Below are 25,998 nucleotides of genomic sequence, written 5' to 3' on the forward strand. Positions count from 1 at the left end.
AATATTTAATCTATATAATGAAGCGACTTGACTCCCATGGGATGTAGAGGAACGGTCGAGACCCCACAGGCGCATGCCGAGGAGGATTTTCTCCCCGAGGAAAGCAAATGTCTGGAGAGTCATATAAGTATTCATTACAGAAATAGTTATAAAAGAAACAATGTATACAAATACAGCCAAACTGAAAAACTCAAATGAAATCGTAGGTGAAACCATGCAAAATGTGCTAATCATTGGATTAGGGTTGATAGGTGGTTCGATTGCATTAGCGATAAAAAAAGAACATCCAACCTACCGCGTTGTAGGGTTCGATGTCGATGAAAAGCAGCGGAAAATGGCCAAGTTATTAAATGTAATTGATGAGGCTACAAATGATTTAAATAAAAGTGTAAAAGAAGCGGATTTTATTTTCATTTCTACGCCTGTAGAACAATCCATTAAAATTATTTCTCATTTAAGTGATATTCCAATTAAGAAAAATACCATCATTACCGATGTAGGTAGTACGAAGAAAAAAATCATTCAATATGCTTTGAAGCAGCTTCCTGATGATGTTATTTTTATTGGTGGGCACCCTATGGCAGGTAGTCACAAATCTGGCGTGGTGGCTGCTAAACCACATTTGTTTGAAAATGCGTTCTATATCTTATCTCCAGCGAAAACGAGCGACATAGAACATGTAGACCGCTTAAAAGAGTTATTAAAAGGATCGAAGGCACAATTTATTCTCCTAGATCCCGAAGAACATGATGAAATTACAGGGATTATCAGTCACTTTCCGCACATTATTGCGGCTAGTCTTGTTCATCAAGCGGATCGAAACGAAGAAAAACTCCCATTGTTAAAACGAATGGCTGCTGGCGGATTCAGAGATATTACAAGAATTGCTTCGAGCAATCCAATGATGTGGCGGGATATTCTGATACAAAATGACAAGGTTATCGCACAATTGTTTGATGATTGGATTGCTGAAATGAATAAATTAAAGCAACTAGTTGAGGAGAAAAATCGGGATGAATTGTATACATATTTCTCAGTAGCGAAAGAATACCGAGATGGTTTACCTGATAAACAAAAAGGAGCCATACCGTCTTTTTATGATTTGTATGTGGATGTGCCTGATTACCCAGGGATTATATCTGAAGTGACAGGATACTTAGCTAAACAACAAATCAGTATAACGAACATACGGATTATTGAAACGAGAGAAGAAATTTACGGTGTTCTTCGCATTAGTTTCCAAACGGATGAAGACCGAAAGCGAGCGAAGCAATGTATTGAAATGTATTCAAAGTATGAATGCTACATCGATTAAATGAGGTGACATAATGAGCGATAAACGAATTTTATCTAAGAAGACGACTTTACGAGGTGAAATCGATGTTCCGGGAGACAAATCGATTTCTCACCGTGCAGTTATGTTTGGTGCTTTAGCAGAAGGAAAAACGACGATTGAACACTTTTTAACGGGAGAAGACTGTTTAAGCACGATTTCATGTTTTAAAAAGATGGGCGTAGATATTCAGTTAGATGGAGATACCGTTACAGTTAACGGGAAGGGTATTAACGGATTAGAAGAACCATCCGACATTTTAGATGTTGGAAACTCAGGAACGACAACTCGTTTAATGCTTGGAATATTAGCAGGTCGCCCATTCCATACATGCATCATCGGGGACGAATCGATAGCAAAACGTCCAATGGATCGTGTGACCATTCCTTTAAAAATGATGGGAGCGTATATTGATGGGCGACATGAAGGTAGGTTCACTCCAATTTCTACACGTGGTGGCAAGCTAAAGGGCATCGAATATCATTCACCAGTAGCTAGTGCCCAAGTAAAATCTGCTATTCTTTTAGCAGGGTTGCAAGCTGACGGAACGACATCTGTTACTGAACCGCATAAATCACGTGACCATACAGAAAGAATGCTTCAAAAATTTGGGGTGAAAGTAGTAGAAGACGGTAATACAGTTCGTATTGAAGGTGGACAAAAGTTAAAAGGTCAACATGTGTATGTACCAGGAGATATCTCTTCTGCAGCTTTCTTTCTTGTAGCAGGGGCTATTACACCAAACAGTGAAATAACCTTAACAAATGTTGGCATTAACCCAACTCGAACTGGAATTTTAGAGGTACTTCAACGAATGGGAGCAGAAATTGAGATCATTGAAAAATCGAATGAAGCAGAACCAATCGCAGACATCATAGTAAAAACATCCGAGTTAAAAGCAACTCAAATTGATGGAGAGCTCATTCCGAGGCTGATTGATGAAATTCCTATTATCGCTTTATTGGCTACTCAAGCTAAAGGAACCACGGTGATTAAGGATGCCGCCGAATTGAAAGTGAAAGAGACCAATCGGATTGATACTGTTGTTCGTGAGTTACGAAAGTTAGGAGCAAACATAGAGGCAACAGATGATGGAATGATTATTCATGGAGATACACAGTTAACAGGAGGCGTTACCGTTTCCAGTCATGGTGACCATCGAATTGGCATGATGTTGGCCATTGCTAGTTTAATTTGTGAACATTCAATCGAATTAGAAGGTTACGAAGCGATTTCTGTATCATACCCTTCATTCTTTGATCATTTAAATAAGTTAGTAACTTCTCAGTAACATAATTAAAAACACCGTATATTCCTCGATAGGGGAAATGATAAGGTGGAGGACCAGACAATGTGAGATAGTCGGTAAGCGGAATGAAAAAAATGACCGTAAGAGTGTTCGTTTGACTGCACTCTTACGGTCTTCCTTTTATTGTTACAGAAAGTTTAAGTTCAATAAAGTGTTAAAGTATTCTCTTTACAGTTTTTTTGGTGTCTAGCGCAAAGCGCTATCAGCTCGAGTCGCTTCGACCCTGCTGTGACGACGGAAGCCTCCTCGCAGGTCCTCCAGCGCCCTTCGCCTAAGGACTTGCGCTTTGCGCTTTTTTTATTAAGGTATATTCATTGTTGCTTTTTTGTCATGAACTGATTAAATTCTAGGAGCGAAAGTCGGCGACTTTGGTGGGAATAGCTTGAGCCTAAGACCCCGTAGACGAGCTTGTAAGTTGAGAAGACTGCGGCGTCCATCCAGTGGCGTAGAAATTACAGATTCTCCCGCACGGAGATAAAGGAGATACTAAAAAATGAGCAAATATCCACTTATCGCCTGTTCGCTAGACGCTAGGAGCTGGAATTAGACAGACCCTTCCTAAAGAAAACGTCAGCATTTGCATTTATGTAAAACTAAAAAGCATTACTTGTTCAGGATATATTATATCAATTGACTCAACTAATGTGAGATATAGTTAAAAGGTTAACCTCTACAGAGAACAAATGCTTTTATATGGTTGTAAAAGAAAAAACGCATAAGAAAACTGCGAAGGAATAAAAGAATATCTTGTCCACTTCAAACATACCTTTTTATAAGACTTTTTAGAAAAAGGGTGTGGAGAAATGCCTTATATTATAGACCAAGTTAGAACTTGGGAGCATGAACAAGTCAAAGTTTGTTCCATCCTCATTGAAAACAATGAAATCAGGAGGATTGAACCTTCCTTAAATAATTTAAAATTTGTTCGGATGGACGGACGAGGATATTATCTTACTCCTGGACTTGTATTTTTTGATCAGACCCTCCATCGTCATAATAATTTCCATGAATTTAAGCGCGAGGTAACAAGCGGAATGTTAGAACGTGGTTGTACAACCATCGTTCATATCGTTGATATTCTGTATGAACGGGAGACGCTCGTGAAATTAAAGGAGCACCGTCGAAAATTATTAAATGCCCCCATCGATTATGTGTTTGTTATTCGCATTCCTCTTAAGAAATTAACCCCTTCACTCATACGTTCCTGTAAAAAATGGAATATTCCTGCTTTGATTTTAACCATAAATTCACATGAAGAATTGACGAAAATGCCGTGGGGATGGATTAAAGAATCACTCTTTCCAAGACCGATTTGTTTAATTCCTGAAATCAACACATCTTCAAACTATTCATTAATCGAGAAGGAGTGGAAAAATACCGTTCAAGGATTTCGCTTGTTAAGTAGTGAGAAACCTGTTAAAGAGCGAACGCCTCTATCAAAAGATTTGTTAATGAAGCTTGGGTTATATCCTGAGAGAGGTGTTATTCACCAAGGGGCACGTGTCACTTATAATCTTTACAGGTGGGCAAATAAAAGCGATTTAGTTGAAGAAATTGATATTGTAGATTATGATAATCATATTCCTGAAATCATTGTTCACAATGGGATTGTCATGAAAGCAGGTGAGCGTTTTTATTTTCAGCCTGGACAAGGCCAAGAAATACAAAATGTTTATCCTGGGCGATTCCAAATGTATATACCATCTATAATGAAATAAAACGAAGAAAGGGTCGTTCGGTTTTGAATCAAGAAATACAAAAGGTCATTGAATACGTTGAAGCGGGAAGAACGGAGGAGGGGCTTGCTCAATTAAAGAAAATAGAAAAAAGCGCGCACGATGAAGAGAAGTTTTTAATCGCAGACTTGTATTATCAATGGGGAATGGTCGAAGATGCGCTAAGAATTGCTGAAGATTTACAATTACTATACCCTGAGGAAGCCGATATCACACTTTTATTATCAGAAATTTATATGGAACTTGACGAAGAAGAAAAAGTCATCCAGTTATTATCAACGATACCATCTTCACACCCATCTTATCCTCGAAGTCTCATCCTGCTCGCAGATTTATATCAACTCCAGGGCTTACCAGAAGTGAGCGAGCAAAAATTATTAGAAGCAAAATCGTTATTACCGGATGAAAAGATTATTGACTTTGCATTAGGAGAATTATACTTCCATTTAGCTCAATATAAAAAAGCGATCTCCGCATATGAACTGGTACTTAAAGAAGTAGAGGAAATCACGAATATAAATGTCCACAGTCGCTTAGCTGAATGCTTAAGTTTAAATGGGCAATTTGAAGAAGCGCTTGAACATTATCAGAAAGGTATTCAGTCTCATGCTGATCTTCACACATTTTTTGGTTATGGCATTACAGCGATGCAGGCAGAATATTACCAAACGGCGATTACTCAGCTAGAAAAGGTAAAAGAAATGGACCCGGAATACACATCAGTTTACTTGCCGTTAGCGCGTAGCTATGAGCATGAAGGCATGCTTAAAGAGAGCTTAGATGCTGTTAAATCTGGAATCCAATATGATGAGTTTAATAAGGAACTTTATTATTACGGAGGAAAGATTGCATTAAAGATGCAATCAGTTCAGCAAGCAGAACAATTAATGCAAGAAGCTCTAGCACTTGATCCAGGTTATATTGAAGCCGCTATAACACTGACAGATGTATACAATGAAGACGAACGTTACGAAGAAACGGTAGAACTATTGACGGATCTCATAAACAAATTCGATGAATTTGACCCTAAATTTGATTGGAACTTAGCAAAAGCATATAACGGAATTGAACAATATTCGGATGCATTAAAACATTATGAACGTGCATATACTTTCTTCAAAGAAGACATCGACTTTTTACAAGAGTTCGCCTATTTTGCTTTAGAGGAAGGGGATCGGAAAAGAGCGAAAAGCTTATTTGAAGAAGCGGCAAAGTTAGACAGCACCAATGTCGAAATTCAAGATATGATTTTGCAGTTGGAAGACAACTTTTCGTAAGAGGAATTAAAGGGTTTTAAGAGGTCTTTGTTGAATTAAAGAAGTAAGGAATAAATGAGAAAGCAGAGGAGGGATTACGCATGACAACCCCTGTATCTGTTCATGAGAAGAAAGATTTCATCAGATGGTTTTTAAATCACTATCAGCTGAAGAGAAGAGAGTGCGTATGGATTCTTAATTATTTAATGAGTCACGATTCGTTAATGGAGAAGGTACATTTTGTTGAACACGCCCAATATTGTCCAAGGGGAATTATCATGTCCACCCACTGCGTTGATGAAGTACCGTTTCGCTTTTATAAAGAAAACGTTATGACAACGGATGCAGAAAAGTCATTTCATGATATTCGCTTGAACAAAGATGAAGCTCTATTTATTCAGTTAAATTTCCGACTTGCTTATAACTCTCCTGAATACGCAGCGGTGTTAGAAGAAAATCCGTTTAAACCTCGTCATTTAAACGTGAACGAAAAAGATCGTGTGATTGCTGAGAAGGTTCTTGAAGAGTCCATTCGAATTTTTCAAAAAGAGCGTCTGTTAAAAGAAATCGATCAAGCATTAGACCGTCAAGATAAGGAAGCTTTTCAGAAGTTAACTGAACAACTTCAATTGTTAAAGCTTTAAAAGGATTTTCAGCCATTTAGAAAGTGAGGGTGTCCCAAAAGTAGTTTGGGACACCCATTCTTCTTACCTATAGTCAAGAGCTTTACCTAATTTTTTAAAGATGAAAATGAATACTTTCATGTGGGGGGATATCCACTCTCTTATAAATATATTTGAACATACCAAAAAGACCTGGAGGAAATGACGTTTTTTCACAAGGTCAAAGTATAGTGGTAGTAACCATTTAGGAACAGGTTGATGCTGTTTCGTAATCATAAGTTATGTTGTGTGTAATAAGGTGGAATGCGACTTTCAAGAACTTATTCACACAAGCGATGGACGCAACTTTATGGGGCTTTCCTTGAGGTTGCGTTTTTTAATTTATCGTAACAATCCACAATGTGATTATTCGTTTTGTTACGTAAGGTAATCATCGTTTGCATGACATAGTACAATATTTTTCGTAGTTTCTTATTTCCTCGTTTATTCAATATCGACATATGTATTTAATTGTGTCTTAAATCACCAATCCCTCCAAGTACAGCTGTTGTTTCACCGATTCCAGGAAAAGACAATAACATTTGTTATTCAATCCGTCCTTCTGATAGTGCGACTTTTTGTTTCACGAGCTGTTGTTTTTTCTCTTTTAAATCCGAGATCCGTTTGTTGATTCCTTTAAGCACTGTAGGCCAATGATTATTCTAAGTGTAATGAAGCGACGTAACTTCTTCTTCCTAGTAGAAAGCAAGTGCCATAATCATCATAATAAGTATTCTTATTCAAAATTTGTTAAAGTAACATTGTTAACCCTTCTGCTCAAAATTAAGGGCCTATGAACGAAGGTGAAACATCAATACTTACAATTTTAACTACAAACAATTATAATGAAAACAGTTTAGAAATATTGCTAGGAGTGTTGACGGTGAAATGGGAAGGAAAAGAAATTGATCAATATTTACAATCAAAAGATTATGTAGATACTGTTGTTATACCACTAGTTCCGGTTGGGTTTGATCATCAGCTGAAACAAATCGTTTCAAAAGGAGAGTTTGTTTTAACCCTTGCTAATGAATTAGAACGACAATTAAAGGGGAGAATTTTATTACTTCCACCCATTACCTATTTGGTAAATTCAGAAGAAAATAAGGATAATCATTTACAGAAGTGGAAAGCTACAATTAAACCGCATTTTAAACATGTAATATTTCTCACAAGCGATGAAAATTGGCGAACAGAAGGGGATGATGAAATCATTTGGGTCCCGACGGTACCACTGGAACATATGGATACGAACTTAAAACGGAAGCTTTTACAAGACCAAATTGAACAAATTTTGAACATTTTATTACAATCTTGGAATAAATGATAAAAACCCTTTCATTACAATGTTTTACAGTCAGGATAATATTGACCAATGTATCAGATTGATATATCATGAGTATGTCCTAGTTTTATATGTATTTCGTATGTCCGTAGGGACTAGCCTAAGATAGAGGGGGGAAAAAGAGATGAGCGAGAAAAAACACCGTGTGTCAAGACGTCAATTTTTAAACTATACCCTAACTGGTGTAGGCGGTTTCATGGCTGCGGGGATTTTTATGCCTTTAGTCCGCTTTGCTGTTGACCCTGTGTTACAACCATCAGGTGGCGGGGAATTCGTTAATACGAAAGTAAAAGTCGACGATTTGACGTCAGAGCCTTTACGTGTTGACTTTACTGTAAAACAAAAAGACGCTTGGTATGAATCTGAGGAGCCAAAGTCTGCTTGGGTTTATAAAACAGAAAGCGGTGACATTGTAGCGCTTTCACCAATTTGTAAACATTTAGGGTGTACAGTCAACTGGAACAGTGACCCAGCAAACCCGAACAAATTCTTCTGTCCGTGTCACAACGGATTGTATCACAAAGATGGGCAAAATGTACAAGGTACACCACCTCCATCACCGTTAGATCGATATGAACTTCAAGTGAAAGACGGTTTCTTATACTTAGGTAAAGCAAAACCAAAAGGGGAGGCGTAATAAATGCTTAACAAGATTTATGATTGGGTAGACGAGCGTTTAGATATTACGCCTTTATGGCGAGATATTGCCGACCATGAAGTACCAGAGCACGTTAACCCAGCTCATCATTTTTCAGCATTTGTATATTGCTTTGGCGGCTTAACTTTCTTCGTAACAGTTATCCAAGTGTTATCGGGGATGTTTTTAACGATGTACTATGTTCCGGATATTAAAAACGCTTGGGAATCCGTTTATTATCTTCAAAACGAAGTAGCTTTCGGACAAATTGTACGCGGAATGCATCACTGGGGAGCTAGTCTTGTAATCGTTATGATGTTCTTACATACATTGCGCGTATTCTTCCAAGGTGCTTATAAAAAACCTCGTGAGTTAAACTGGATTGTCGGAGTATTAATTTTCTTCGTTATGTTAGGTTTAGGATTCACAGGTTATTTATTACCTTGGGATATGAAAGCGTTATTCGCAACAAAAGTAGGTCTTCAAATTGCCGAAGCAACACCATTAATTGGTACTCAAGTAAAAATTCTTTTAGCAGGACATGAAGAAATTGTCGGTGCTCAAACATTAGCTCGTTTCTTTGCTATTCACGTATTCTTTTTACCGGCAGCTTTATTTGGTTTAATGGCTGCTCACTTCTTAATGATTCGTAAACAAGGTATTTCGGGTCCTCTGTAAGATGTAGGATCATACGAACGGTAACCACCTTATAAAGGAGGGGAAACTATGCATCGCGGAAAAGGTATGAAATTCGTTGGAGACTCGCGAGTTTCCGCAGAAAGAAAGCCAAATATTCCTAAGGATTATTCTGAATTTCCAGGGAAAACGGAAGCGTTCTGGCCAAACTTCTTATTAAAAGAGTGGATGGTTGGTGCGGTATTCTTAATTGGGTATTTATGTTTAACGATCGCTCATCCATCACCGTTAGAGCGTGTTGCTGACCCAACAGATACAGGATATATTCCTTTACCTGACTGGTACTTCTTATTCTTATATCAGTTATTAAAGTATTACTACGCTGCAGGTCCTTACACAGTAATTGGAGCGATTATTATGCCAGGTTTAGCCTTTGGTGCACTGTTATTTGCTCCGTTTTTAGATCGTGGTCCAGAGCGTCGTCCTCATAAGCGTCCAGTTGCTGTTGGTATGATGCTTTTAGCGCTCGCAGCTTCTGTTTATTTAACTTGGGAATCAGTTGTTCAGCATGACTGGGAAAAGGCTGCTGAGCAAGGAAAGATTCAAGCGGAAGCAGAAATTGATACAGAATCGGAAGGATACCAAATTTATTCTGATCAAGGCTGTCTATCTTGTCACGGTGAGACATTGCAAGGAGGAGCTGCTGCTCCATCTTTAGTTGACACTGGTCTTACAGCTGAAGAGATTGCAAAGATTGCTGTAGAAGGACAAGGTGGAATGCCTGGGGGAATCTTCAAAGGTACTGATGAAGAATTACAAGTCCTTTCAGAATTTATTGCTAATGTAACTTCCAAATAAAAGCTGACATTTTGTCAGCTTTTTTTACTAATTTTATTATTCTAAACGATTGATAAATTGGAACATTTATACTAAATGTCGAATAGCGCATGGTAGGAATAAGAACATGTGGAATTACATTGATATTGATTGTCAATCACTTTTGGAAGTCTTGTGAGCTTTTTGATTCCGAAAATCCATAGACATATGAATCGTACTTCTACCTAATACGATGGAGCGTGTATTTTATGAATTGGATCAACTTTGTTCTTAAACAAAAAACATTTCTATACATAATGCTAGTGATTAATATGGTAGGGACAGTTTACGGGTATATTTGGTATGGATATCAGTTAAAAGAGACGCCTGCTTATTTTCTCCCCTTTGTCCCAGATAGTCCAACCGCAAGTTTATTTTTTGTTTTTGTACTTATCGCATTTCTGTTTAAGAAAAATGCCAAGTGGTTCGAAGCGTTAGCAATTGTTACGCTGTTTAAATACGGAATTTGGGCAGTGTTGATGAACTTCTTCGTCTTGATTGAAACTGGCCATTTATCTACTGCAGGATGGATGCTCATTTGTTCTCATTTAGGCATGGCTATTCAAGGAATTCTCTATAGTCCCTATTATCGTTTCACCACTAAACACCTTGTTGTAGCAAGTATATGGACAATGCATAACGAAATTATTGACTATGTGTTCGGAATGATGCCGAGATATAGTGTATTAACACAATATATGCACCAAATCGGATATTTTACCTTCTGGCTTAGCATCCTTTCAATCTTCATAGCTTATTTTCTTGTTCTTTCACCAAAAGCTAAAAAGTGGCCACTTTGAAAATCTTTTCATTTGAGGGCGCATGGCCATTCAAGTGCCATGACCTCCCTTGATCGAATGTACGACCTCTCTTTTATCGCCCCGATTAATACATATCGAAAATCTTTCTTATAGTAACCTGTTTAGAGGAAGGCTCACTCAAAAAAGTTTTGGTCTACTCTTGTCCACTTTCTCATAGTTATTACTAGAAGTAATGGGAGGGACGAGTATGAAAAAGCTCTTTTGTATTGTGCTTTCGGTTTTTATGTTTTTTTTATTTTCTCATACAGGAGAAGCAAACGAGGGATTGGATGAACTGAATCATATATCGGATATGGCGTGGCAACTTTCCAAGCAAAATCGATTTGAAGAAACCGCTCAACTACTCACATATTTTGATCAAAAGTTTGAGGAGCTAGCGTTTTTTCAAGAGGAATTTACGACTGACCAATTAAAAACGATTTATTCTACAAAAGAGAAAGCATATGAAAAAGTGTTGGACGAAACCATCCCAACAGAGGAACGTGTAAAAGCAGTTACCCAATTTCGTTTAGTTGTGGACGCTCTTTCATCCGAGCATCAGCCCCTATGGGGGACGATGGAAGAGCCAATTATGACAACTTTTTCTAACTTGAAAGAAAATATTGAAAGTGGGGATTACGATTCATTCGAAGAAGAGTGGGGACATTTTCGATTCCTTTATAGTATGATTTATCCTAGCTTGACGATTGATGCAAATGAGCAGCATATAAAAAGAGTGGAAACTCACATATCTGCCATTGAGAGCAACTTATACGAGAATATGACTGAGCATACTAAGTTCGAACAACTCGTTGCTATAGAAGAGGCGCTTGAAGATTTATTTCATCAAGCAGAACAAGACGATGCTGACCCGTCTCTACTTTGGGTTATGATTTCAACGGGAAGTATAATCTTTCTCGCATTATCGTATGCAGGTTGGAGGAAGTATAGAGGGGAAGTATCTAAACTCCCTTCAAAACAAAACAGTAAACATTATTAAATCTTGTCCACCCTATACAAAATGGGTGGACTGTTTTCTTTCATAAGAAAGCATACTTTTACAATGGTTCTCCATTTATTGTTACGTCAAAGTGCTCTTCTTAAATATTGTTGTTTTAGTACGCAATATACTGTTCAAGGTAATTTTTATCTATGTAAAGGAGTGACTTTACTCCGCATGTGCATGCTGAAGGGATTTGTAGAAAATGGTGGTAACTGTCCAAAGGCGGTTCACTAGACAGAAGGAGCCGATATGATACAAACTTCCCCGTGGAAAGCATGTGTTTAAAACGGCATCTTTATATAAAAGAAAAGAGGTTGTTAAAAAGAAACAACAAAGTATTAGCTGGAATCTCCACCTAATACTTTGTTGTTGCTAGACGCCTATTAATTTGCATGAAATACTCCATTGTTTATCTTTCTATCGGGTTTTTATTTTCATCTAGGGTGAACCCTTCCCCTAAAACATCATGAACATCACTAACCGCAACAAATGCATGAGGATCAACGGACGTAATAACTTGTTTTAATTTAAATAATTCGTTTTTACTTACTACGCAATATAAGACGTTACGGTCTTTTTTTGTAAACGACCCTTGTCCTTTTAGGATGGTGACCCCTCGGTCCATGTTCTTTAATATTTTATCTGCAATTGCTTCATTTTTTTCGGAAATAATTGTGGCACCTTTTGCTGCATATGCCCCTTCTTGCATTAAATCGATCACACGGGCTCCTACGAAAACTGCTACGAGAGTATACATGGCCTCACGATATGTTAAGTAAGTAATTAACGATAGTAAAATGACACATCCATCAAAAAGGAGCATCGTTTTACCCATACTCCACCCAACGTATTTATGAACGAGTCGTGCGATGATATCAACTCCACCGGTCGTCCCACCATATCGAAAAATTATACCTAGGCCAACACCGATGAAAACACCGGCAAACAATGCCGCCAATGTCATATCTTCATTTAGCGGAATATGAAATTGGTTTTCTTGAAAAATCCATAAAAAAATAGAGAGAGCAACTGTGCCTATTATCGTATAAATAAATGTAGTTCTACCGAGTAACTTCCATCCAATAATGAAAATAGGAATATTTAATAATAAGTTCGTGATGGACGGATCCATGTTAAAAGTAAAATAGAGTAGAAGTGTTATACCTGTAAATCCACCTTCAGCTAAATTATTTTGCATGTTAAAATGCACAAGTCCGAAGGCAAAGATAGCAGACCCTAGTAGTATGAAGAGAATATTTTTAACTTTGACTTGTAACATGTGAACCTCCTTAGTTTAATATTTTTCATAGGCTGTCTTGGTTTACATTGTTGCTTTTTCGTCATGAAATAATGTAATAATTGAAGCGAAAGGTGACAACTCAAATTGACAGGCATGAGTCGAAGATTACGAGTCAAAGAAGCCATTAGAAAAATCAAGCTGAAACGAAACAGACCTTCCATGAGGAAAGCGTCCAATTATATTACCAAATTGAAAAAAGCTTTTACATAAGAAACAGCTACCGCTTCAGACGATAACTGTGTTATGAATAGTAGATAGAATTTTATTTTTTTCTATAGCTCCTGGCTTCGTATCGAAGCATGCTTAAACTCGGGTGATCATTTCCCTAAGTTGAGTCCCGAGCATGAGAGTTCCGCCTATTTCACGGCAAAAAGAAGCAATGTTATTGAAACAGCCATTGCATAAAATGAAAACTGTGTAAAATTTTGAAGTTTCACTTTATTATAGATGATAATGAGTCGGAAAACAAACAGACAAATTAAACTCTTTGTGAGATTTTTGATTTGTCAAATGGAATGCAATTATATAACATTGAAGAGTAGACAAGGAGTGAGCGATATGTCAAATAAAACGATGAAGCAATTACAAGAGGAAGTAGATGCTTATATTGGGCAATTTAAAGAAGGATATTTTAGCCCGTTAGCTATGCTTGCTCGGTTAACAGAAGAGTTAGGCGAATTGGCACGTGAAATTAATCATCATTATGGTGAGAAACCAAAAAAGAAAACCGAAAAAGAAAAAGCAATTGAAGAAGAAGTAGGGGACTTACTATTTGTACTTATTTGTTTAGCTAACTCACTTCAAATAGATTTGGAGCAAGCACATGACTTAGTCATGAACAAATTCCAAACGCGTGATAAAGATCGTTGGACGAAAAAAGAAGAGGTGGAATGAAATGAGCAAAGTAAGAATTGTAATTGCAGGACCTAGAGGCCGAATGGGAATAGAAGCTGTAAAACTTGTAGATGAAACAGAACAGTTTGAATTAGTCGGTGTTATTGATCGTTTGAATGATGGTGAACCATTTCAAGGTCGAGATATTTACACATACACAAATATAGAGCAATGTTTTCAAGAGACAAAACCAGATGTACTCATCGATTTGACGACACCTGAGTCTGGAAAAATACATACTCGAATCGCCCTTGAATATGGGGTTCGTCCTGTCGTTGGAACTACAGGTTTCTCGGAAGAAGACTTAAAAGAATTAACACAGTTAGCTGAAGAAAAACAAATTGGTGCTATTATTGCTCCGAACTTTGCCGTAGGAGCAGTATTAATGATGAAATTTGCTCAGATGGCAGCTAAGTATTTTCAAGATGTTGAAATTATTGAAATGCATCATGATCAAAAGCTAGATGCTCCTTCAGGTACAGGTGTTAAAACAGCTGAGATGATTTCAGAAGTGAGGGAATCGAAGAAGCAAGGACACCCGAATGAAAAAGAAACGATGACGGGAGCACGCGGAGCTGAAATGGATGGTATTCGAATTCATAGCGTACGATTACCAGGCCTTGTTGCTCATCAAGAAGTAATGTTTGGAGGAGAAGGACAAACGTTAAAAATCCGACACGATTCCTACAATCGTGCATCCTTTATGTCTGGAGTAAAACTATGTGTTGAAACAGTTATGAAGCTAGATATGCTTGTATATGGTTTAGAAAATATTATGGAGTAAGGAGAGGCATATGATGAAAATCGCTTTGATTGCACATGATAAGAAAAAAAATGACATGGTTCAATTTTCTATTGCTTATAAGCATGTACTTGAACATCATGAACTCTTCGCAACTGGTACCACTGGAATGAGAATTATGGAGGCGACAGGCTTACCTATCCATCGTTTCCAATCCGGCCCATTAGGCGGAGATCAACAGATTGGTGCAATGATTGCGAATAATGAAATGGATATGGTTATTTTCTTTCGTGATCCATTAACAGCACAGCCTCATGAGCCAGATGTTTCGGCTTTACTCCGTTTATCAGATGTATATGGTATTCCCCTTGCCACGAATATGGGAACAGCTGAAATGCTTATTCGTGGACTGGAACGCGGAGATTTAAATTGGAGAGAGATTATACATGACTTGGACGAAGAATAAGTGTGACATTTTAGCATTTGGAGCCCATGCAGACGATGTTGAAATTGGTATGGGTGGCACCATTGCAAAATATACAAAACAAGGAAAATCGGTCATCATCTGTGATTTGACCGACGCAGAACTTTCCTCAAATGGCACAGTTGAAATACGCCAAAATGAAGCGAAAGCTGCTGCTAAAATATTAGGAGTATCAGAGCGGATTAATCTCCATTTACCCGATCGAGGACTTTTCATGAAAGAAGAGTATATTCGGAAAATCGTTTCCGTTATTCGGAAGTATCAACCGAAGATTGTGTTCGCTCCATATGAATTAGACCGACACCCTGATCATGGAAATTGTATGAAGCTTGTAGACGAAGCTGTTTTCTCGAGTGGAATTCATAAATACGAGGACGAGGATAAACAGCCGAGACATCGAATCCATGCTGTGTATTATTACATGATTAATGGGTTTCATCGTCCCCATTTTGTAATGGATATCAGTGATACGATGGAAGAAAAGCGTAAGAGTTTACTTGCTTATGAAAGTCAGTTTATTAAAACGGATAATTCAGTGGATACCCCTTTAACGAATGGATATATCGAAACGGTAGAATCGAGGGAACGATTGTTTGGAAAGGACTGGGGTATTCGATATGCGGAAGGGTTTATGAGCCGTAATCCGCTTTTAATGGATAAAGACATATTTGGTGATGACAGATGAGAAAATTAAAAATCGGAATTACTTGCTACCCTTCTGTTGGAGGATCTGGAATTGTAGCGACGGAACTAGGAAAATTACTTGCTGAAAAAGGGCATGAAATACATTTCATTTCCTCCAGTATGCCCTTTCGTTTAAATAAAGTGTATTGCAATATTTATTTTCATGAGGTAGAAGTTAATCAATATTCAGTGTTTAAATATCCACCATACGACATAGCATTAGCAAGTAAAATGGCGGACGTCATTGAAAACGAACAACTTGATATTTTACACGTTCATTACGCTGTCCCACATGCAGTATGTGCTTCTTTAGCCAAGCAGATGGCAAAGCGTGATATTAAAATTGTTACGACTCTGCACGGAACAGATATTACGGTATTAGGACAAGATTTATCACTTTCAAATGCTATTAAGTATGGCATTGAATCGAGTGATTTAGTCACCGCTGTTTCAAATGCTCTTGTGAAACAAACATATGATTTACTTAACCCGAATCAACAGATTAATACCGTTTATAATTTTATCGATGAACGCGTTTATTACCCGCGGAATGCTCATCATTTAAAAGAGCAATATGGTATAAAAGAAAACGAAAAAGTAATGATACATGTCTCGAATTTTCGAAAAGTTAAACGAGTTCCTGATGTCGTCAAAACGTTTCAACGCCTAAGAGAAGAGATGCCAGCTAAACTTTTATTAGTTGGCGACGGACCGGAAATGACGGCAGTCTTACAATTAGTAAAAGGTCTTCAATTACAAGAAGACGTATTGTTTTTAGGGAAACAAGAAAACTTAGCGGAAATTTATTCCATTAGCGATTGTATGATTCTCCCTTCGGAGAAAGAAAGCTTCGGCCTAGTACTATTGGAAGCAATGGCATGTGGCGTTCCTTGTATTGGGTCTGATATTGGAGGAATTCCCGAAGTAATAGAAGATGGCAAGACTGGTTTCATTTGTGAAGTCGGAAACGTAGAAGAAATGGGCAGAAAAGCGATTGAACTATTGTCGAATAATACGCTTTATAACGAGATGGTTGAGAATGGTAAAAAAGTTGTAGCTGAAAAATTTCACTCTGAAGCGATTGTCAATCAATATGAAAATTTGTATTTTGAGCTACTCGGTGAGGGAGTTAGTTATGGAAGAACTATTTCACAAAGCTAAAAAGGTGATTGATTGCTTGGAATCGCATGGGTATGAAGCTTATTTTGTTGGCGGGTCTGTTCGAGATTTAACTATGGGAAGGGAAATTGGTGATGTGGATATAGCAACTTCCGCTGAACCATCTGATATTCAATCCATATTTCAAAAAACGGTCGATGTGGGCGCAGAGCATGGAACGATTATTGTTCTTGATTTCGAGATTCCTTTTGAAGTAACGACTTTCCGCCAAGAGGGAGAATATGAAGATTTTAGAAGGCCTTCAAGTGTAAAATTTATCAAATCTTTAAAAGAGGACCTTAAGCGGCGTGATTTTACGATGAATGCAATGGCAATGACAAAAGATGGGGATTTGATTGATTATTTCGGCGGTAATGAAGCAATCTGGCAGAAGAGCATTCAGACTGTAGGAAATCCTTTCGACCGTTTCCATGAAGATGCCTTACGAATGTTGAGAGCTATTAGGTTTATGTCTCAACTATCATTTACTTTGCATCCTGAAACGAAAGAAGCTATATGTAAAAACTATCACCTGCTTGAAAAAGTATCTGTCGAACGAAAAACCGTTGAATTTGAAAAATTAATGAAGGGACCAAACGTTTCGCGTTCTTTAGAAGAATTACTAAACACAATGTTATATAAGCATTTGCCTAAGTGGGAGCATTGTAAAGATCGGATTTTGGAATTGAGCCAATTCCCCATACGCGTTCACACATCAAATGAAGTGTGGCTGTTAGTTACATACGTATTTGCTGTAGAAGACGTTGAAGACTTTTTAAGGGCATGGAAATTACCAGGAAAGGTTATTCGATTTGTGCTTCAATCCTATTCAATTTTGACCGAAGTGTTAAATAGCAATTGGTCTCCTTTTCTTCTTTATCAAACAGGACTGGAAAATGCCATTCAAATTGAACGGGTTCGACAAGTGTTAACGAAACATCACGATGAAGGAAAACTTGAGGAGCTAAAAGAAAGCTATGAAACTTTGCCGATAAAAAATAGAAAAGAGCTTGTCATGAACGGTCAAGATGTAATGAAGCTACTCAATTTAAAGCCGGGACCGAAAGTAAAAGAAATCATTGAGTATATGGAACGAGCTGTAATAAATGGTATTGTGCAAAACGTGGAAGATGAACTGAAGGGGTGGCTCATAACATGCAATCAGAGATTAGAAGAAAATTGTTAGAAGCTTTTTCTGAAGCGAAAGGAGATTATGTTTCGGGTCAAAAAATTAGCGACGTACTTGGATGCTCGAGAACAGCTGTCTGGAAGCATATTGAGGAGTTGAGAAAAGAAGGATACGAGCTCGAAGCGGTTCGAAAGAAAGGATACAAAATAATCAAAATGCCTGAAAAGATTTCAGCTAATGAAATTCGCATCGGATTAGAGACGGAAACACTCGGGCAAGTAATTCATCATTATGAAAGTGTAGAATCTACTCAAACGATTGCACAACAGCTAGCGACTCAAGGAGCAGTTGAAGGAACGTTAGTTGTTGCTGAAGAACAAGTTGGAGGGCGTGGCCGGATGGCGAGAGTCTGGCATTCACCAAAGGAAACGGGAATATGGATGAGCTTAATTCTAAAGCCGAAAATCCCAATCCAACAAACTCCTCAATTAACGTTGCTCGCTGCGGTTGCGATTGTTCAAGCAATTGAAGAAGAAACCGGACTTTCTCCTACCATAAAATGGCCAAATGACATTTTAATGAATGGGAAAAAAATTGTTGGAATTTTAACCGAATTACAAGCGGAGCCTGACCATGTTCATTCGGTTATTATCGGAATAGGCATTAATGTGAATCAAGATCTTAACCATTTTCCAGAACATTTACAATCCATCGCGACATCGTTAAAGTTGGAAAAAGGAGAACCTATTGTTAGAGCGCATATCATCCAAAAGTTTTTAACATCTTTTGAAAAGCTTTATCATCAATATTTAATTCATGGGTTTAAGCCGATTAAACTTTTATGGGAAAGTTATTCCATAAGCTTGAATAAACAAATAACAGCACGGACATTATCTGGAACACTCACAGGTCGAGCGCTCGGAATTAGCGATGAAGGAGTTTTACTTTTAGAAACGGAAGATGGAAAAATTGAACGTATTTATTCTGCTGATATAGAAATAAACGCATAATATTTTATGAACTTCTTATTTCAATATGCTTTCAATATGTTCCTTTCCTTATTTTCTGTTATACTAATGTTGGGTAGTATCCATTTGAGGAACTACACCTTGTGAGAACAGATTGTTTGTAGGCTCTGTAGAGATTGTCTATAAGAAATAACGTTGTGATATTCTGAATGAATGAAACAACTATACACGAAAACAGAACCTAAATAAATGGATTCTGCCTTGATCCAAATGGACTGGGACAGAGGGATGAAAAGCCGATGGGATACGTATGTCTAAAATCCTTCTTCCTTCCGAAGAAGGATTTTTTCGTTACCGGTTATTATTCATCTCCTCTAAGTTACAATTGAGGGGGAGTTAAGATGTTAACAAGAACAGATTTTATGAAAATGAAAAGGGAAAAAGAACCGATTGTTATGATGACAGCATATGATTATCCGTCAGCAAAGCTTGTCGAAAAAGCGAATGCCGATATGATTTTAGTTGGAGACTCTTTAGGTATGGTTGTATTAGGATACGATTCCACAATACCGGTTACAGTTGATGACATGATCCATCATACAAAAGCCGTAAAAAGAGGGGCAAAAGACACATTCGTTGTAACAGATATGCCTTTTATGTCTTATCATATATCGGTTGAGACGGCGTTACAAAATGCGATGAGAATCATGCAAGAAAGCCGAGCAGATGCAGTAAAGGTTGAAGGAGCAGAAGATGTATTACATGTTATCCGAGCCTTAACGAATGCGGGGGTCCCTGTAGTGGCTCACTTAGGTTTAACTCCACAAGCAGTTGGCGTTTTAGGTGGCTATAAAGTTCAAGGAAAAGATGTGGAAAGTGCAAAGAAGTTGATGGATGATGCCAGAAAGGTAGAAGAGGCTGGTGCCATCGCACTTGTGTTGGAGTGCGTACCACATCAACTTGCGAAAGAAATTACAGATAGACTATCCATCCCAACAATTGGTATTGGAGCTGGGAAGGATACGGATGGACAAGTCCTCGTATATCATGATGTAATTGGTTACGGGGTAGATCGAACACCAAAATTTGTGAAGCAATACGCACAGCTGAATGAACCGATAACAACTGCGCTTGAACAATATGTTGAAGAAGTGAAAGAGCGATCTTTTCCGAAAGAAGAGCACAGCTTTTCCATGAAGGAAGAAACGGTAACGGCATTATATGGGGGAGTCACAAAATGATAGTCATCAAATCTAAAAACGAATTGCAGCAAACAATACAGAAATGGAAAAAACAAAACAAATCAATAGGTTTTGTTCCAACAATGGGCTACCTACATGAAGGACATCTCACGTTAATCAAAAACGCAAGAAAAGAAAATGATATTGTCGTGTTAAGTATATTTGTTAATCCGTTACAATTTGGCGTTAATGAAGATTTTGGGACGTATCCAAGAGATTTAATGCGTGATCTTGATTTAGCAAAGAATGTAGGAGTAGATGTGGTATTTGCACCTACTACTGAAGAAATGTATCCGAATAAGCCATCTGTTACTGTACAAGTGCATAGTAGAATTCATGTTCTTTGCGGCAAATCTAGAGAAGGCCACTTTGATGGTGTTGCTACAATATTAACGAAGTTATTTCATTTAGTTCAGCCGAATCGAGCGTATTTTGGCATGAAAGATGCTCAGCAAGTTGCGGTCGTGGAGGGCTTAATTGACGATTTCCATTTTCCAATAGAGCTTGTACGGGTTGAAACTGTACGAGAAGAAGATGGTTTAGCGAAAAGCTCTCGCAATGTGAGGCTTTTACCTCATGAACGGGAAGAAGCAAAATATTTATACGCTTCACTTTTAAAGGCTAAACAAACCATTGAAAAAGGAGAGCGCAATCCTAAGGTTGTCACCAAGCATGTTCGTGATTTTCTTACTGAACATATTTCAGGAGAAATTGATTATATTGAACTTTATTCATATCCTGAATTGGAAGAAGTAGAAACGGTAACAGGCGAAGTGATTATTGCCTTAGCTGTAAAGTATTCTCAAGCACGCCTAATTGATAATATAACAATTGAAGTGAACTAGGAGGAAAATACAATGTTCCGTACAATGATGAGTGCAAAAATCCATCGTGCTCGCGTAACTGAGGCAAATTTAAACTATGTGGGAAGTATTACGATCGATCAAAATATTTTGGATGCAGTTGGGATCTTACCGAATGAAAAGGTACAAATCGTAAACAATAATAATGGTGCACGTTTAGAAACATATGTTATTTCTGGAGAGCGCGGTAGCGGCGTTATATGTCTAAATGGTGCGGCAGCAAGACTTGTTCAAGAAGGTGATGTCGTTATCATTATTTCATATAAAATGATCAGTGAAGATCGTCTTTTAGAACATAAGCCAAAAATTGCAATAATGAATGAGAACAATGAAATTGTCGAATTAATCGAAGAAGAACAACCGCTTACGATTGGATAATGTGCGAAAAAATCCCCTTTCTTGTTTGAAGAAGGGGATTTTCGTATTTTAAAGTGATACAATGGAGTTGTTATTTTTCAATTGAGGTGTCAAGCATGAAGGAAAGATTTGCAGTTGTAGATATTGAAACAACAGGGAATTCAGTGAAAAACGGAGATCGAATTATTCAAATTGCGATTGTCCTAATGGAAGGGAAAGACATTGTTGAAACGTATGCTACGTTTATCAATCCGTTAAATACAATTCCTTCATTTATCGAACAATTAACGGGGATAAGTGATGAAATGGTAGAAGATGCTCCTGTATTTGAAGAAGTTGCACCAATTATTTTAGACAAATTAAAAGGTTGTTATTTTGTTGCTCATAATATTCATTTTGATTTGTCGTTTTTAAGGGAAGAATTAAAACGGGTACAGTTGCCAATTTTTGATGGTCCAGTTATTGACACGGTCGAAATGGCCAGAATCCTATTTCCAACGATAAAAAGTTACAAACTTCAAGATTTAGCCATGTCATTACAGATAGAGCATAAAAATCCTCATCGAGCAGATAGTGATGCACATGTAACGGCTCTAATTTGGAAAAAGCTTCAAGAGAAATTAGCCTTTGTTCCTGCGCGAACCCTTCGTCAACTACATGCAATCAGTCATGATTTTGTAAGTGATGTTGAGCCTTTAATTCATAACGAAATTAAAAGGAAAGAAAAAGTAGCTAATGAAGTAACTGCACCATTTCTACAAACACATTCTTTTTCAATAAGAAAGCATACCCCAGTTAAAATAGAAAAAGAGCAAAAAACAATGGGTGAAATGGAGTCATTTGATGCATTCCTTGAAGCAGAAACAAATAATTGGACTTATCCATTTAAACTAGTCTCAAACAAAATATTAGAAGCATTTGAAACGAACCAACACGGTTTAATAGAAGTTGAAGAAAATCATTCGAACGATCTTCAAGCTTTTTTATTCCCAGCTATATATCATGTGAATTCAAGACAGCAGTCCGTTACAATAGCCTGTTCTTCGAGTGAACGGATTTATCAGTTCTTTGAAGCATGGGAAAAAAACTTTAAGCAACGATATTCTAATGTGACAGCATCAATACTAAAAGGAAGAAAAAAATATTTATCTATCCAGCGATTTGAGCGCTTTTTACAGGAAGACGAGACAAATTATGACACCGCCTTAACGAAAGCACAAATTTTAATATGGTTACTTGAAACAGAATCAGGGGATGTCGATGAATTAAATTTATCATCTGGTGGGATTCGAATTTGGGAAAGATTATGTGAAGGAGTTAATAACCCATCTCATCCAACAAATAATTTTTCGTTTTATCAACGGGCTATTGAAAAAGCGAAGCATGCTTCCATCATCTTTACGACTCATGCGATGCTATTGGCAGATGATACTTTCGGAAAGAAGCACTTGTCTCAAAATGCGTTTGTTTTAGTTGATCAAGCTCATTATTTTGAAGCGAACGGCCGAAAATTTTTTGGTCAGCGGATAGAATATTCTCATATAGCTCAAAAGATTCAACGAGCGGAAAAAAAATTCGGAAAGCTATCAGAGACCGTGAAGCAAAAGCTTATCCTATTACACGAACAGCTCAATGAGTTGTTTCGCTATATTCACTTTTATGTCAAAGGGAAAAACAACTCAGATCAATTAAACCTTTTTCGCTATCGTTACCATCAAGACCGAGAAAAGGGTCCGATATGGAATGAGATTATAGAGCTTGTAAGAAAAAATCAATTTTTACTACTAGACATCATTCAATTCATGAATAAAGAGTCTAGCCGTGAAGTAAAACTAATTCATAACCAAATGGATGAGGATGAAATTATTTCTTTCGTAGACTTTTGCCAAGAACTTCGCTTGCAGTTGAATTATTTCTTTTTTGATACTTCATCTGAAGAAGTGTTTTGGATAGAAATTGAGGCAAAAGGGGCTAAAAATGCGGTTGCTTTATATTCAGAACCGGTTCGAATTGCCACTTTCTTAGCGGACAAATTTTTCTCGAAGAAAAAGAGTGTCGTGCTCATCAGTCACGCTCTTACCGTAAAAGATAGTTTTCATCATTGGATTGAGCGGCTAGGGTTAACGGATTTTTATCCAATGACAACGAGCTTGATATCTCCTTTAACCGATGAAAGTACAATGAATGTTTATGTAGCGGATAATTTAACATTTAGCCGTTTAACGTCTAAAGAAGATTATTCAAGACAATTAGCGATTGATTTAACCTATCTATTGAAAAGAATTAAAGGGAAAGTCATCGTGTTATTCTCATCAGTTGAATTACTAAAGTTAACTTACGAACAAATGAAAGAAATAATTGATAGAGAAGAGTTGTTTATTTTCGGACAAGGAATTAGCGGTGGTAACCCTGCGAAAGTTTTGAAAACGATGCAGCAGCTTGAAGAAGGCTGTCTCTTTTGTACAGTGAAGTTTTGGAACAGAATAGAATCTCATAAAACGTTCTTTCAAACACTTGTTGTTACGAAATTGCCATTTTCGTCACTTCAAGACCCAATTGTATCCGCAAACGTCGAGTGGTTAGAACAAGAAGGAAAAAGTTCATTTTACGATTATTCCTTACCTGAATCGGTAATTGCTTTGAAAGATGCGGTATTTAATTTTCGCCATTCAACAGAAACACAAGCCTTATTTCTACTCGATCATCGAATTCAGACGAGTCATTACGGGTCCTATTTTAAAAATTCGTTGAAGGTTGGAAAGTGGAAATATGGTAACTTCATCAACCTCATACAAGATGCGATTCAACAAGAGCGCTAGTCGTTGGAGGGAAATATATTGTATAAAATTTGGTTCGGCTTTCTAATTCTACTGGCGTTATTTGGTTTTGACCATTTAGAGTCAGAGCAACCAATCATTGAAAAGGTCGACTTAAAACTAGAACAAAACGAACTCGGTGTAACCTTTATTGATTTGACTTCTGGAGAAGCCATTTTAATTCAACACGGCACAGGGAAAAATGTCCTGATAAATACTGGAGGCCCTAAGTCTGATAGAGAATTATACGATACATTAAAGATGTTTGATGTATCGAGTTTAGATGCGGTCATCATAACGAGTGCTAACGAGCAGTACACGGGAAATTTAATCGAATTAAAGGAAAAATTAAATGTAAAGAAGTTTATTACCGGTGAACATATTTTATTGAATAGTTCATTGAATCAAATTAAGGTAGTCGATCATTGGGGAATTTGGAAGAAAAATGAATCATACGAAATCCTACCAGGACTTAAAGTGCAAGTTTTACATGAAAATTATAATGAATCCAACTTGCAGGGAATGGACCTTCGGCTAATTTTTCATCACCATCAGTGGCTTTTGATGAGTTCGTCAAACGAACAAGTAGAAAAACAGTTAATGAAAAAGGATCTACAAGAAATAAATTTATTAAAAGTCGCTCATTTCGGGCAAGGGACAGGATCAACGAAAGAATTTCTAGATTACTTAAACCCACAGGTTGCTATTATTTTTCGGAAGAACGATGAATGGCCTAGCCAGGATGTGATGGAGCGTCTTTACCAGTCTTGGATGGATATTTATCCATTAAAACAATTCGGAAGTATTTCCATTAAATTGAATGAAAACAAGTATGAAGTGATTCCTATCGCTTTTGAAAACAGATAAAAGTGTAAAAAAACCTGTGCGTTAGCACAGGTTCTATCAGGTGTGGATAAGGAGAAATTTTTTTAATGAACGCCCAAAAAGCTGTTATAATGGGACTTATACAACAAATCAAGTTGTTGTAATAATATTTTTTCCGAAACAAAAGGAACTATTAGTTACAAATAATGTTTGTTGTGGGGAGGATTTAAAGGTGGAAAGTAAGATTGAAATTATTTCTTCTGTGACGGTAGACCATTCAAGTGATCTTTATAAAATGGTTGATTTATTAAACCGTACACTAAAAAGAGAAAATTTAATGTTCGGCCTTGCATTAGATAAGGAAAATCCCAACAAAGCAGTTTTTACGATTTACCGAACATAACTAGGTGAGGAAACGATGAATCGAAAAGGAATAATAACGTTAAGTATCATCATAATTATTACACTTATTACGACTACGGTTGCGCTCATTTTAAGGTCCGCGCTGGAACATAGAACGGACGGCCATGCATATGCAGAACAGAAAGCAATAGAAAACGGCATAAAAAATATTGAGGAAGTCTCGACTTATCGTAGCGACAGCGTTTATTATGTTGTAAAAGGAAAAAACAAAAATGATGAACAAGTGGTTGCTTTCGTGCCAAAAGAGGAAAAAGAGCAGGTTCACATTTTTTTAGAGAAAGATGGTTTGACAAAGGAAGAGGTATTAGAGCTTGTTCATCGATATGATGAAGAGAAAAGGCCAAACGAGATTATTTCCATTCAATTAGGCTTTGACAATTCGCAAACCCCAAAATGGGATATACCGGTTTGGGAGGTACGTTACAAGGACCAAAAAAACCGTTATACATATTTTATTGTGAGCTTTACAGATCCAAAAGTTTACAAATCCTATAGTATACAACAATAAAGGGGGATGTTGA

General features: G+C 37.3%; 26 protein-coding genes. 25 read left to right on the forward strand and 1 reads right to left on the reverse strand.

The window, feature by feature from the left end; all coding sequences use genetic code 11:
* The first annotated feature begins 214 nt into the window (after nt 1-214).
* From ML543_RS07540 to ypjB, 11 genes are all read left to right on the forward strand, one after another.
* Nucleotides 215-1,315, forward strand: a complete 1,101-nt coding sequence (locus ML543_RS07540) for a prephenate dehydrogenase (protein WP_243386594.1) — start codon at nt 215-217, stop codon at nt 1,313-1,315.
* A gap of 13 nt (nt 1,316-1,328) precedes the next feature.
* Nucleotides 1,329-2,624 carry a 3-phosphoshikimate 1-carboxyvinyltransferase gene (gene aroA, locus ML543_RS07545; protein WP_243386596.1) on the forward strand — a complete coding sequence of 432 codons (1,296 nt, stop codon included), beginning with the start codon at nt 1,329-1,331 and terminating at the stop codon, nt 2,622-2,624.
* A gap of 821 nt (nt 2,625-3,445) precedes the next feature.
* Complete coding sequence (locus tag ML543_RS07550; protein WP_243386598.1) at nt 3,446-4,360, forward strand: hypothetical protein; 915 nt, start codon at nt 3,446-3,448, stop codon at nt 4,358-4,360.
* 23 nt (nt 4,361-4,383) lie between these two features.
* Nucleotides 4,384-5,655: a tetratricopeptide repeat protein gene (locus ML543_RS07555; RefSeq protein WP_243386600.1), complete on the forward strand. Its 1,272-nt coding sequence runs from the start codon at nt 4,384-4,386 to the stop codon at nt 5,653-5,655.
* 80 nt (nt 5,656-5,735) lie between these two features.
* Nucleotides 5,736-6,278: a ReoY family proteolytic degradation factor gene (locus tag ML543_RS07560; protein WP_243386602.1), complete on the forward strand. Its 543-nt coding sequence runs from the start codon at nt 5,736-5,738 to the stop codon at nt 6,276-6,278.
* A 901-nt stretch (nt 6,279-7,179) separates the two neighbouring features.
* Complete coding sequence (locus ML543_RS07565; protein ID WP_243386604.1) at nt 7,180-7,623, forward strand: YpiF family protein; 444 nt, start codon at nt 7,180-7,182, stop codon at nt 7,621-7,623.
* A gap of 142 nt (nt 7,624-7,765) precedes the next feature.
* A complete protein-coding gene (locus ML543_RS07570; RefSeq protein ID WP_243386606.1) occupies nt 7,766-8,278 on the forward strand; it encodes a Rieske (2Fe-2S) protein in 513 nt (170 codons plus the stop codon).
* Between the two features lie 3 nt (nt 8,279-8,281).
* Nucleotides 8,282-8,956, forward strand: coding sequence for a menaquinol-cytochrome c reductase cytochrome b subunit (gene qcrB / locus ML543_RS07575; protein ID WP_243386607.1), 675 nt, complete (start codon nt 8,282-8,284; stop codon nt 8,954-8,956).
* A gap of 48 nt (nt 8,957-9,004) precedes the next feature.
* Nucleotides 9,005-9,772: a menaquinol-cytochrome c reductase cytochrome b/c subunit gene (locus tag ML543_RS07580; protein WP_243386610.1), complete on the forward strand. Its 768-nt coding sequence runs from the start codon at nt 9,005-9,007 to the stop codon at nt 9,770-9,772.
* A gap of 227 nt (nt 9,773-9,999) precedes the next feature.
* Complete coding sequence (gene lhaT / locus ML543_RS07585; RefSeq protein WP_243386612.1) at nt 10,000-10,590, forward strand: lipoprotein heptaprenylglyceryl N-acetyltransferase LhaT; 591 nt, start codon at nt 10,000-10,002, stop codon at nt 10,588-10,590.
* Between the two features lie 208 nt (nt 10,591-10,798).
* Nucleotides 10,799-11,590: a sporulation protein YpjB gene (gene ypjB, locus ML543_RS07590; protein WP_243386613.1), complete on the forward strand. Its 792-nt coding sequence runs from the start codon at nt 10,799-10,801 to the stop codon at nt 11,588-11,590.
* 412 nt (nt 11,591-12,002) lie between these two features.
* On the opposite strand, the gene ML543_RS07595 is transcribed toward ypjB, so the two are convergent.
* Entirely contained in the window at nt 12,003-12,872 is an 870-nt protein-coding gene (locus ML543_RS07595) for a YitT family protein (protein WP_243386614.1), read from the reverse strand.
* Nucleotides 12,873-13,451: 579 nt separating this feature from the next.
* Here ML543_RS07595 and ML543_RS07600 point away from each other — a divergent pair.
* The 14 genes from ML543_RS07600 (at nt 13,452) to ML543_RS07665 (ending at nt 25,985) form a co-directional block, all read left to right on the forward strand.
* On the forward strand, nt 13,452-13,787 hold the full coding sequence (locus tag ML543_RS07600; protein ID WP_243386615.1) for a nucleotide pyrophosphohydrolase: 336 nt from the start codon (nt 13,452-13,454) through the stop codon (nt 13,785-13,787).
* A 1-nt stretch (nt 13,788) separates the two neighbouring features.
* Complete coding sequence (dapB, locus tag ML543_RS07605) at nt 13,789-14,571, forward strand: 4-hydroxy-tetrahydrodipicolinate reductase (RefSeq protein WP_243386616.1); 783 nt, start codon at nt 13,789-13,791, stop codon at nt 14,569-14,571.
* Nucleotides 14,572-14,584: 13 nt separating this feature from the next.
* The gene (locus tag ML543_RS07610) at nt 14,585-14,995 is read left to right on the forward strand and encodes a methylglyoxal synthase (protein ID WP_243386992.1); all 411 of its coding nucleotides are present in this window, start codon (nt 14,585-14,587) and stop codon (nt 14,993-14,995) included.
* Nucleotides 14,976-15,698: a bacillithiol biosynthesis deacetylase BshB1 gene (gene bshB1 / locus ML543_RS07615; RefSeq protein WP_243386617.1), complete on the forward strand. Its 723-nt coding sequence runs from the start codon at nt 14,976-14,978 to the stop codon at nt 15,696-15,698. Before ML543_RS07610 ends, bshB1 begins: the two co-directional genes overlap by 20 nt.
* The gene (gene bshA, locus ML543_RS07620; protein ID WP_243386618.1) at nt 15,695-16,858 is read left to right on the forward strand and encodes an N-acetyl-alpha-D-glucosaminyl L-malate synthase BshA; all 1,164 of its coding nucleotides are present in this window, start codon (nt 15,695-15,697) and stop codon (nt 16,856-16,858) included. Before bshB1 ends, bshA begins: the two co-directional genes overlap by 4 nt.
* Nucleotides 16,833-18,041, forward strand: coding sequence for a CCA tRNA nucleotidyltransferase (locus ML543_RS07625; RefSeq protein WP_243386619.1), 1,209 nt, complete (start codon nt 16,833-16,835; stop codon nt 18,039-18,041). Before bshA ends, ML543_RS07625 begins: the two co-directional genes overlap by 26 nt.
* Nucleotides 18,011-18,994 (forward strand): biotin--[acetyl-CoA-carboxylase] ligase, encoded by a 984-nt coding sequence (locus ML543_RS07630; protein WP_243386621.1) that lies wholly within the window; start codon nt 18,011-18,013, stop codon nt 18,992-18,994. Before ML543_RS07625 ends, ML543_RS07630 begins: the two co-directional genes overlap by 31 nt.
* Before the next feature lie 359 nt (nt 18,995-19,353).
* Nucleotides 19,354-20,193, forward strand: a complete 840-nt coding sequence (panB, locus tag ML543_RS07635) for a 3-methyl-2-oxobutanoate hydroxymethyltransferase (protein WP_243386623.1) — start codon at nt 19,354-19,356, stop codon at nt 20,191-20,193.
* Nucleotides 20,190-21,038 carry a pantoate--beta-alanine ligase gene (gene panC / locus ML543_RS07640; RefSeq protein WP_243386625.1) on the forward strand — a complete coding sequence of 283 codons (849 nt, stop codon included), beginning with the start codon at nt 20,190-20,192 and terminating at the stop codon, nt 21,036-21,038. The genes panB and panC overlap by 4 nt, the downstream gene beginning before the upstream one ends.
* Before the next feature lie 12 nt (nt 21,039-21,050).
* Entirely contained in the window at nt 21,051-21,434 is a 384-nt protein-coding gene (panD, locus tag ML543_RS07645; RefSeq protein WP_243386627.1) for an aspartate 1-decarboxylase, read from the forward strand.
* A 95-nt stretch (nt 21,435-21,529) separates the two neighbouring features.
* Entirely contained in the window at nt 21,530-24,232 is a 2,703-nt protein-coding gene (locus tag ML543_RS07650; RefSeq protein WP_243386629.1) for an exonuclease domain-containing protein, read from the forward strand.
* A gap of 18 nt (nt 24,233-24,250) precedes the next feature.
* Complete coding sequence (locus ML543_RS07655) at nt 24,251-25,096, forward strand: ComEC/Rec2 family competence protein (protein WP_243386630.1); 846 nt, start codon at nt 24,251-24,253, stop codon at nt 25,094-25,096.
* Nucleotides 25,097-25,286: 190 nt separating this feature from the next.
* On the forward strand, nt 25,287-25,457 hold the full coding sequence (locus ML543_RS07660) for a YpmA family protein (protein ID WP_243386631.1): 171 nt from the start codon (nt 25,287-25,289) through the stop codon (nt 25,455-25,457).
* A 15-nt stretch (nt 25,458-25,472) separates the two neighbouring features.
* Complete coding sequence (locus ML543_RS07665) at nt 25,473-25,985, forward strand: cell wall elongation regulator TseB-like domain-containing protein (RefSeq protein ID WP_243386632.1); 513 nt, start codon at nt 25,473-25,475, stop codon at nt 25,983-25,985.
* Nucleotides 25,986-25,998 lie beyond the last annotated feature (13 nt).

It is taken from the genome of Bacillus kexueae (assembly GCF_022809095.1).
In the GTDB taxonomy this organism is placed as follows: domain Bacteria; phylum Bacillota; class Bacilli; order Bacillales; family Aeribacillaceae; genus Bacillus_BZ; species Bacillus_BZ kexueae.

Coding starts and splice junctions, on each gene's coding strand:
- ML543_RS07540 (WP_243386594.1), top strand. CDS start 215: ATGCAAAATGTGCTAATCATTGGATTAGGGTTGATAGGTGGTTCGATT.
- aroA (WP_243386596.1), top strand. CDS start 1,329: ATGAGCGATAAACGAATTTTATCTAAGAAGACGACTTTACGAGGTGAA.
- ML543_RS07550 (WP_243386598.1), top strand. CDS start 3,446: ATGCCTTATATTATAGACCAAGTTAGAACTTGGGAGCATGAACAAGTC.
- ML543_RS07560 (WP_243386602.1), top strand. CDS start 5,736: ATGACAACCCCTGTATCTGTTCATGAGAAGAAAGATTTCATCAGATGG.
- ML543_RS07570 (WP_243386606.1), top strand. CDS start 7,766: ATGAGCGAGAAAAAACACCGTGTGTCAAGACGTCAATTTTTAAACTAT.
- qcrB (WP_243386607.1), top strand. CDS start 8,282: ATGCTTAACAAGATTTATGATTGGGTAGACGAGCGTTTAGATATTACG.
- ML543_RS07580 (WP_243386610.1), top strand. CDS start 9,005: ATGCATCGCGGAAAAGGTATGAAATTCGTTGGAGACTCGCGAGTTTCC.
- lhaT (WP_243386612.1), top strand. CDS start 10,000: ATGAATTGGATCAACTTTGTTCTTAAACAAAAAACATTTCTATACATA.
- ypjB (WP_243386613.1), top strand. CDS start 10,799: ATGAAAAAGCTCTTTTGTATTGTGCTTTCGGTTTTTATGTTTTTTTTA.
- ML543_RS07595 (WP_243386614.1), bottom strand. CDS start 12,872: ATGTTACAAGTCAAAGTTAAAAATATTCTCTTCATACTACTAGGGTCT.
- ML543_RS07600 (WP_243386615.1), top strand. CDS start 13,452: ATGTCAAATAAAACGATGAAGCAATTACAAGAGGAAGTAGATGCTTAT.
- dapB (WP_243386616.1), top strand. CDS start 13,789: ATGAGCAAAGTAAGAATTGTAATTGCAGGACCTAGAGGCCGAATGGGA.
- ML543_RS07610 (WP_243386992.1), top strand. CDS start 14,585: ATGAAAATCGCTTTGATTGCACATGATAAGAAAAAAAATGACATGGTT.
- bshB1 (WP_243386617.1), top strand. CDS start 14,976: ATGACTTGGACGAAGAATAAGTGTGACATTTTAGCATTTGGAGCCCAT.
- bshA (WP_243386618.1), top strand. CDS start 15,695: ATGAGAAAATTAAAAATCGGAATTACTTGCTACCCTTCTGTTGGAGGA.
- ML543_RS07625 (WP_243386619.1), top strand. CDS start 16,833: ATGGAAGAACTATTTCACAAAGCTAAAAAGGTGATTGATTGCTTGGAA.
- ML543_RS07630 (WP_243386621.1), top strand. CDS start 18,011: ATGCAATCAGAGATTAGAAGAAAATTGTTAGAAGCTTTTTCTGAAGCG.
- panB (WP_243386623.1), top strand. CDS start 19,354: ATGTTAACAAGAACAGATTTTATGAAAATGAAAAGGGAAAAAGAACCG.
- panC (WP_243386625.1), top strand. CDS start 20,190: ATGATAGTCATCAAATCTAAAAACGAATTGCAGCAAACAATACAGAAA.
- panD (WP_243386627.1), top strand. CDS start 21,051: ATGTTCCGTACAATGATGAGTGCAAAAATCCATCGTGCTCGCGTAACT.
- ML543_RS07650 (WP_243386629.1), top strand. CDS start 21,530: ATGAAGGAAAGATTTGCAGTTGTAGATATTGAAACAACAGGGAATTCA.
- ML543_RS07665 (WP_243386632.1), top strand. CDS start 25,473: ATGAATCGAAAAGGAATAATAACGTTAAGTATCATCATAATTATTACA.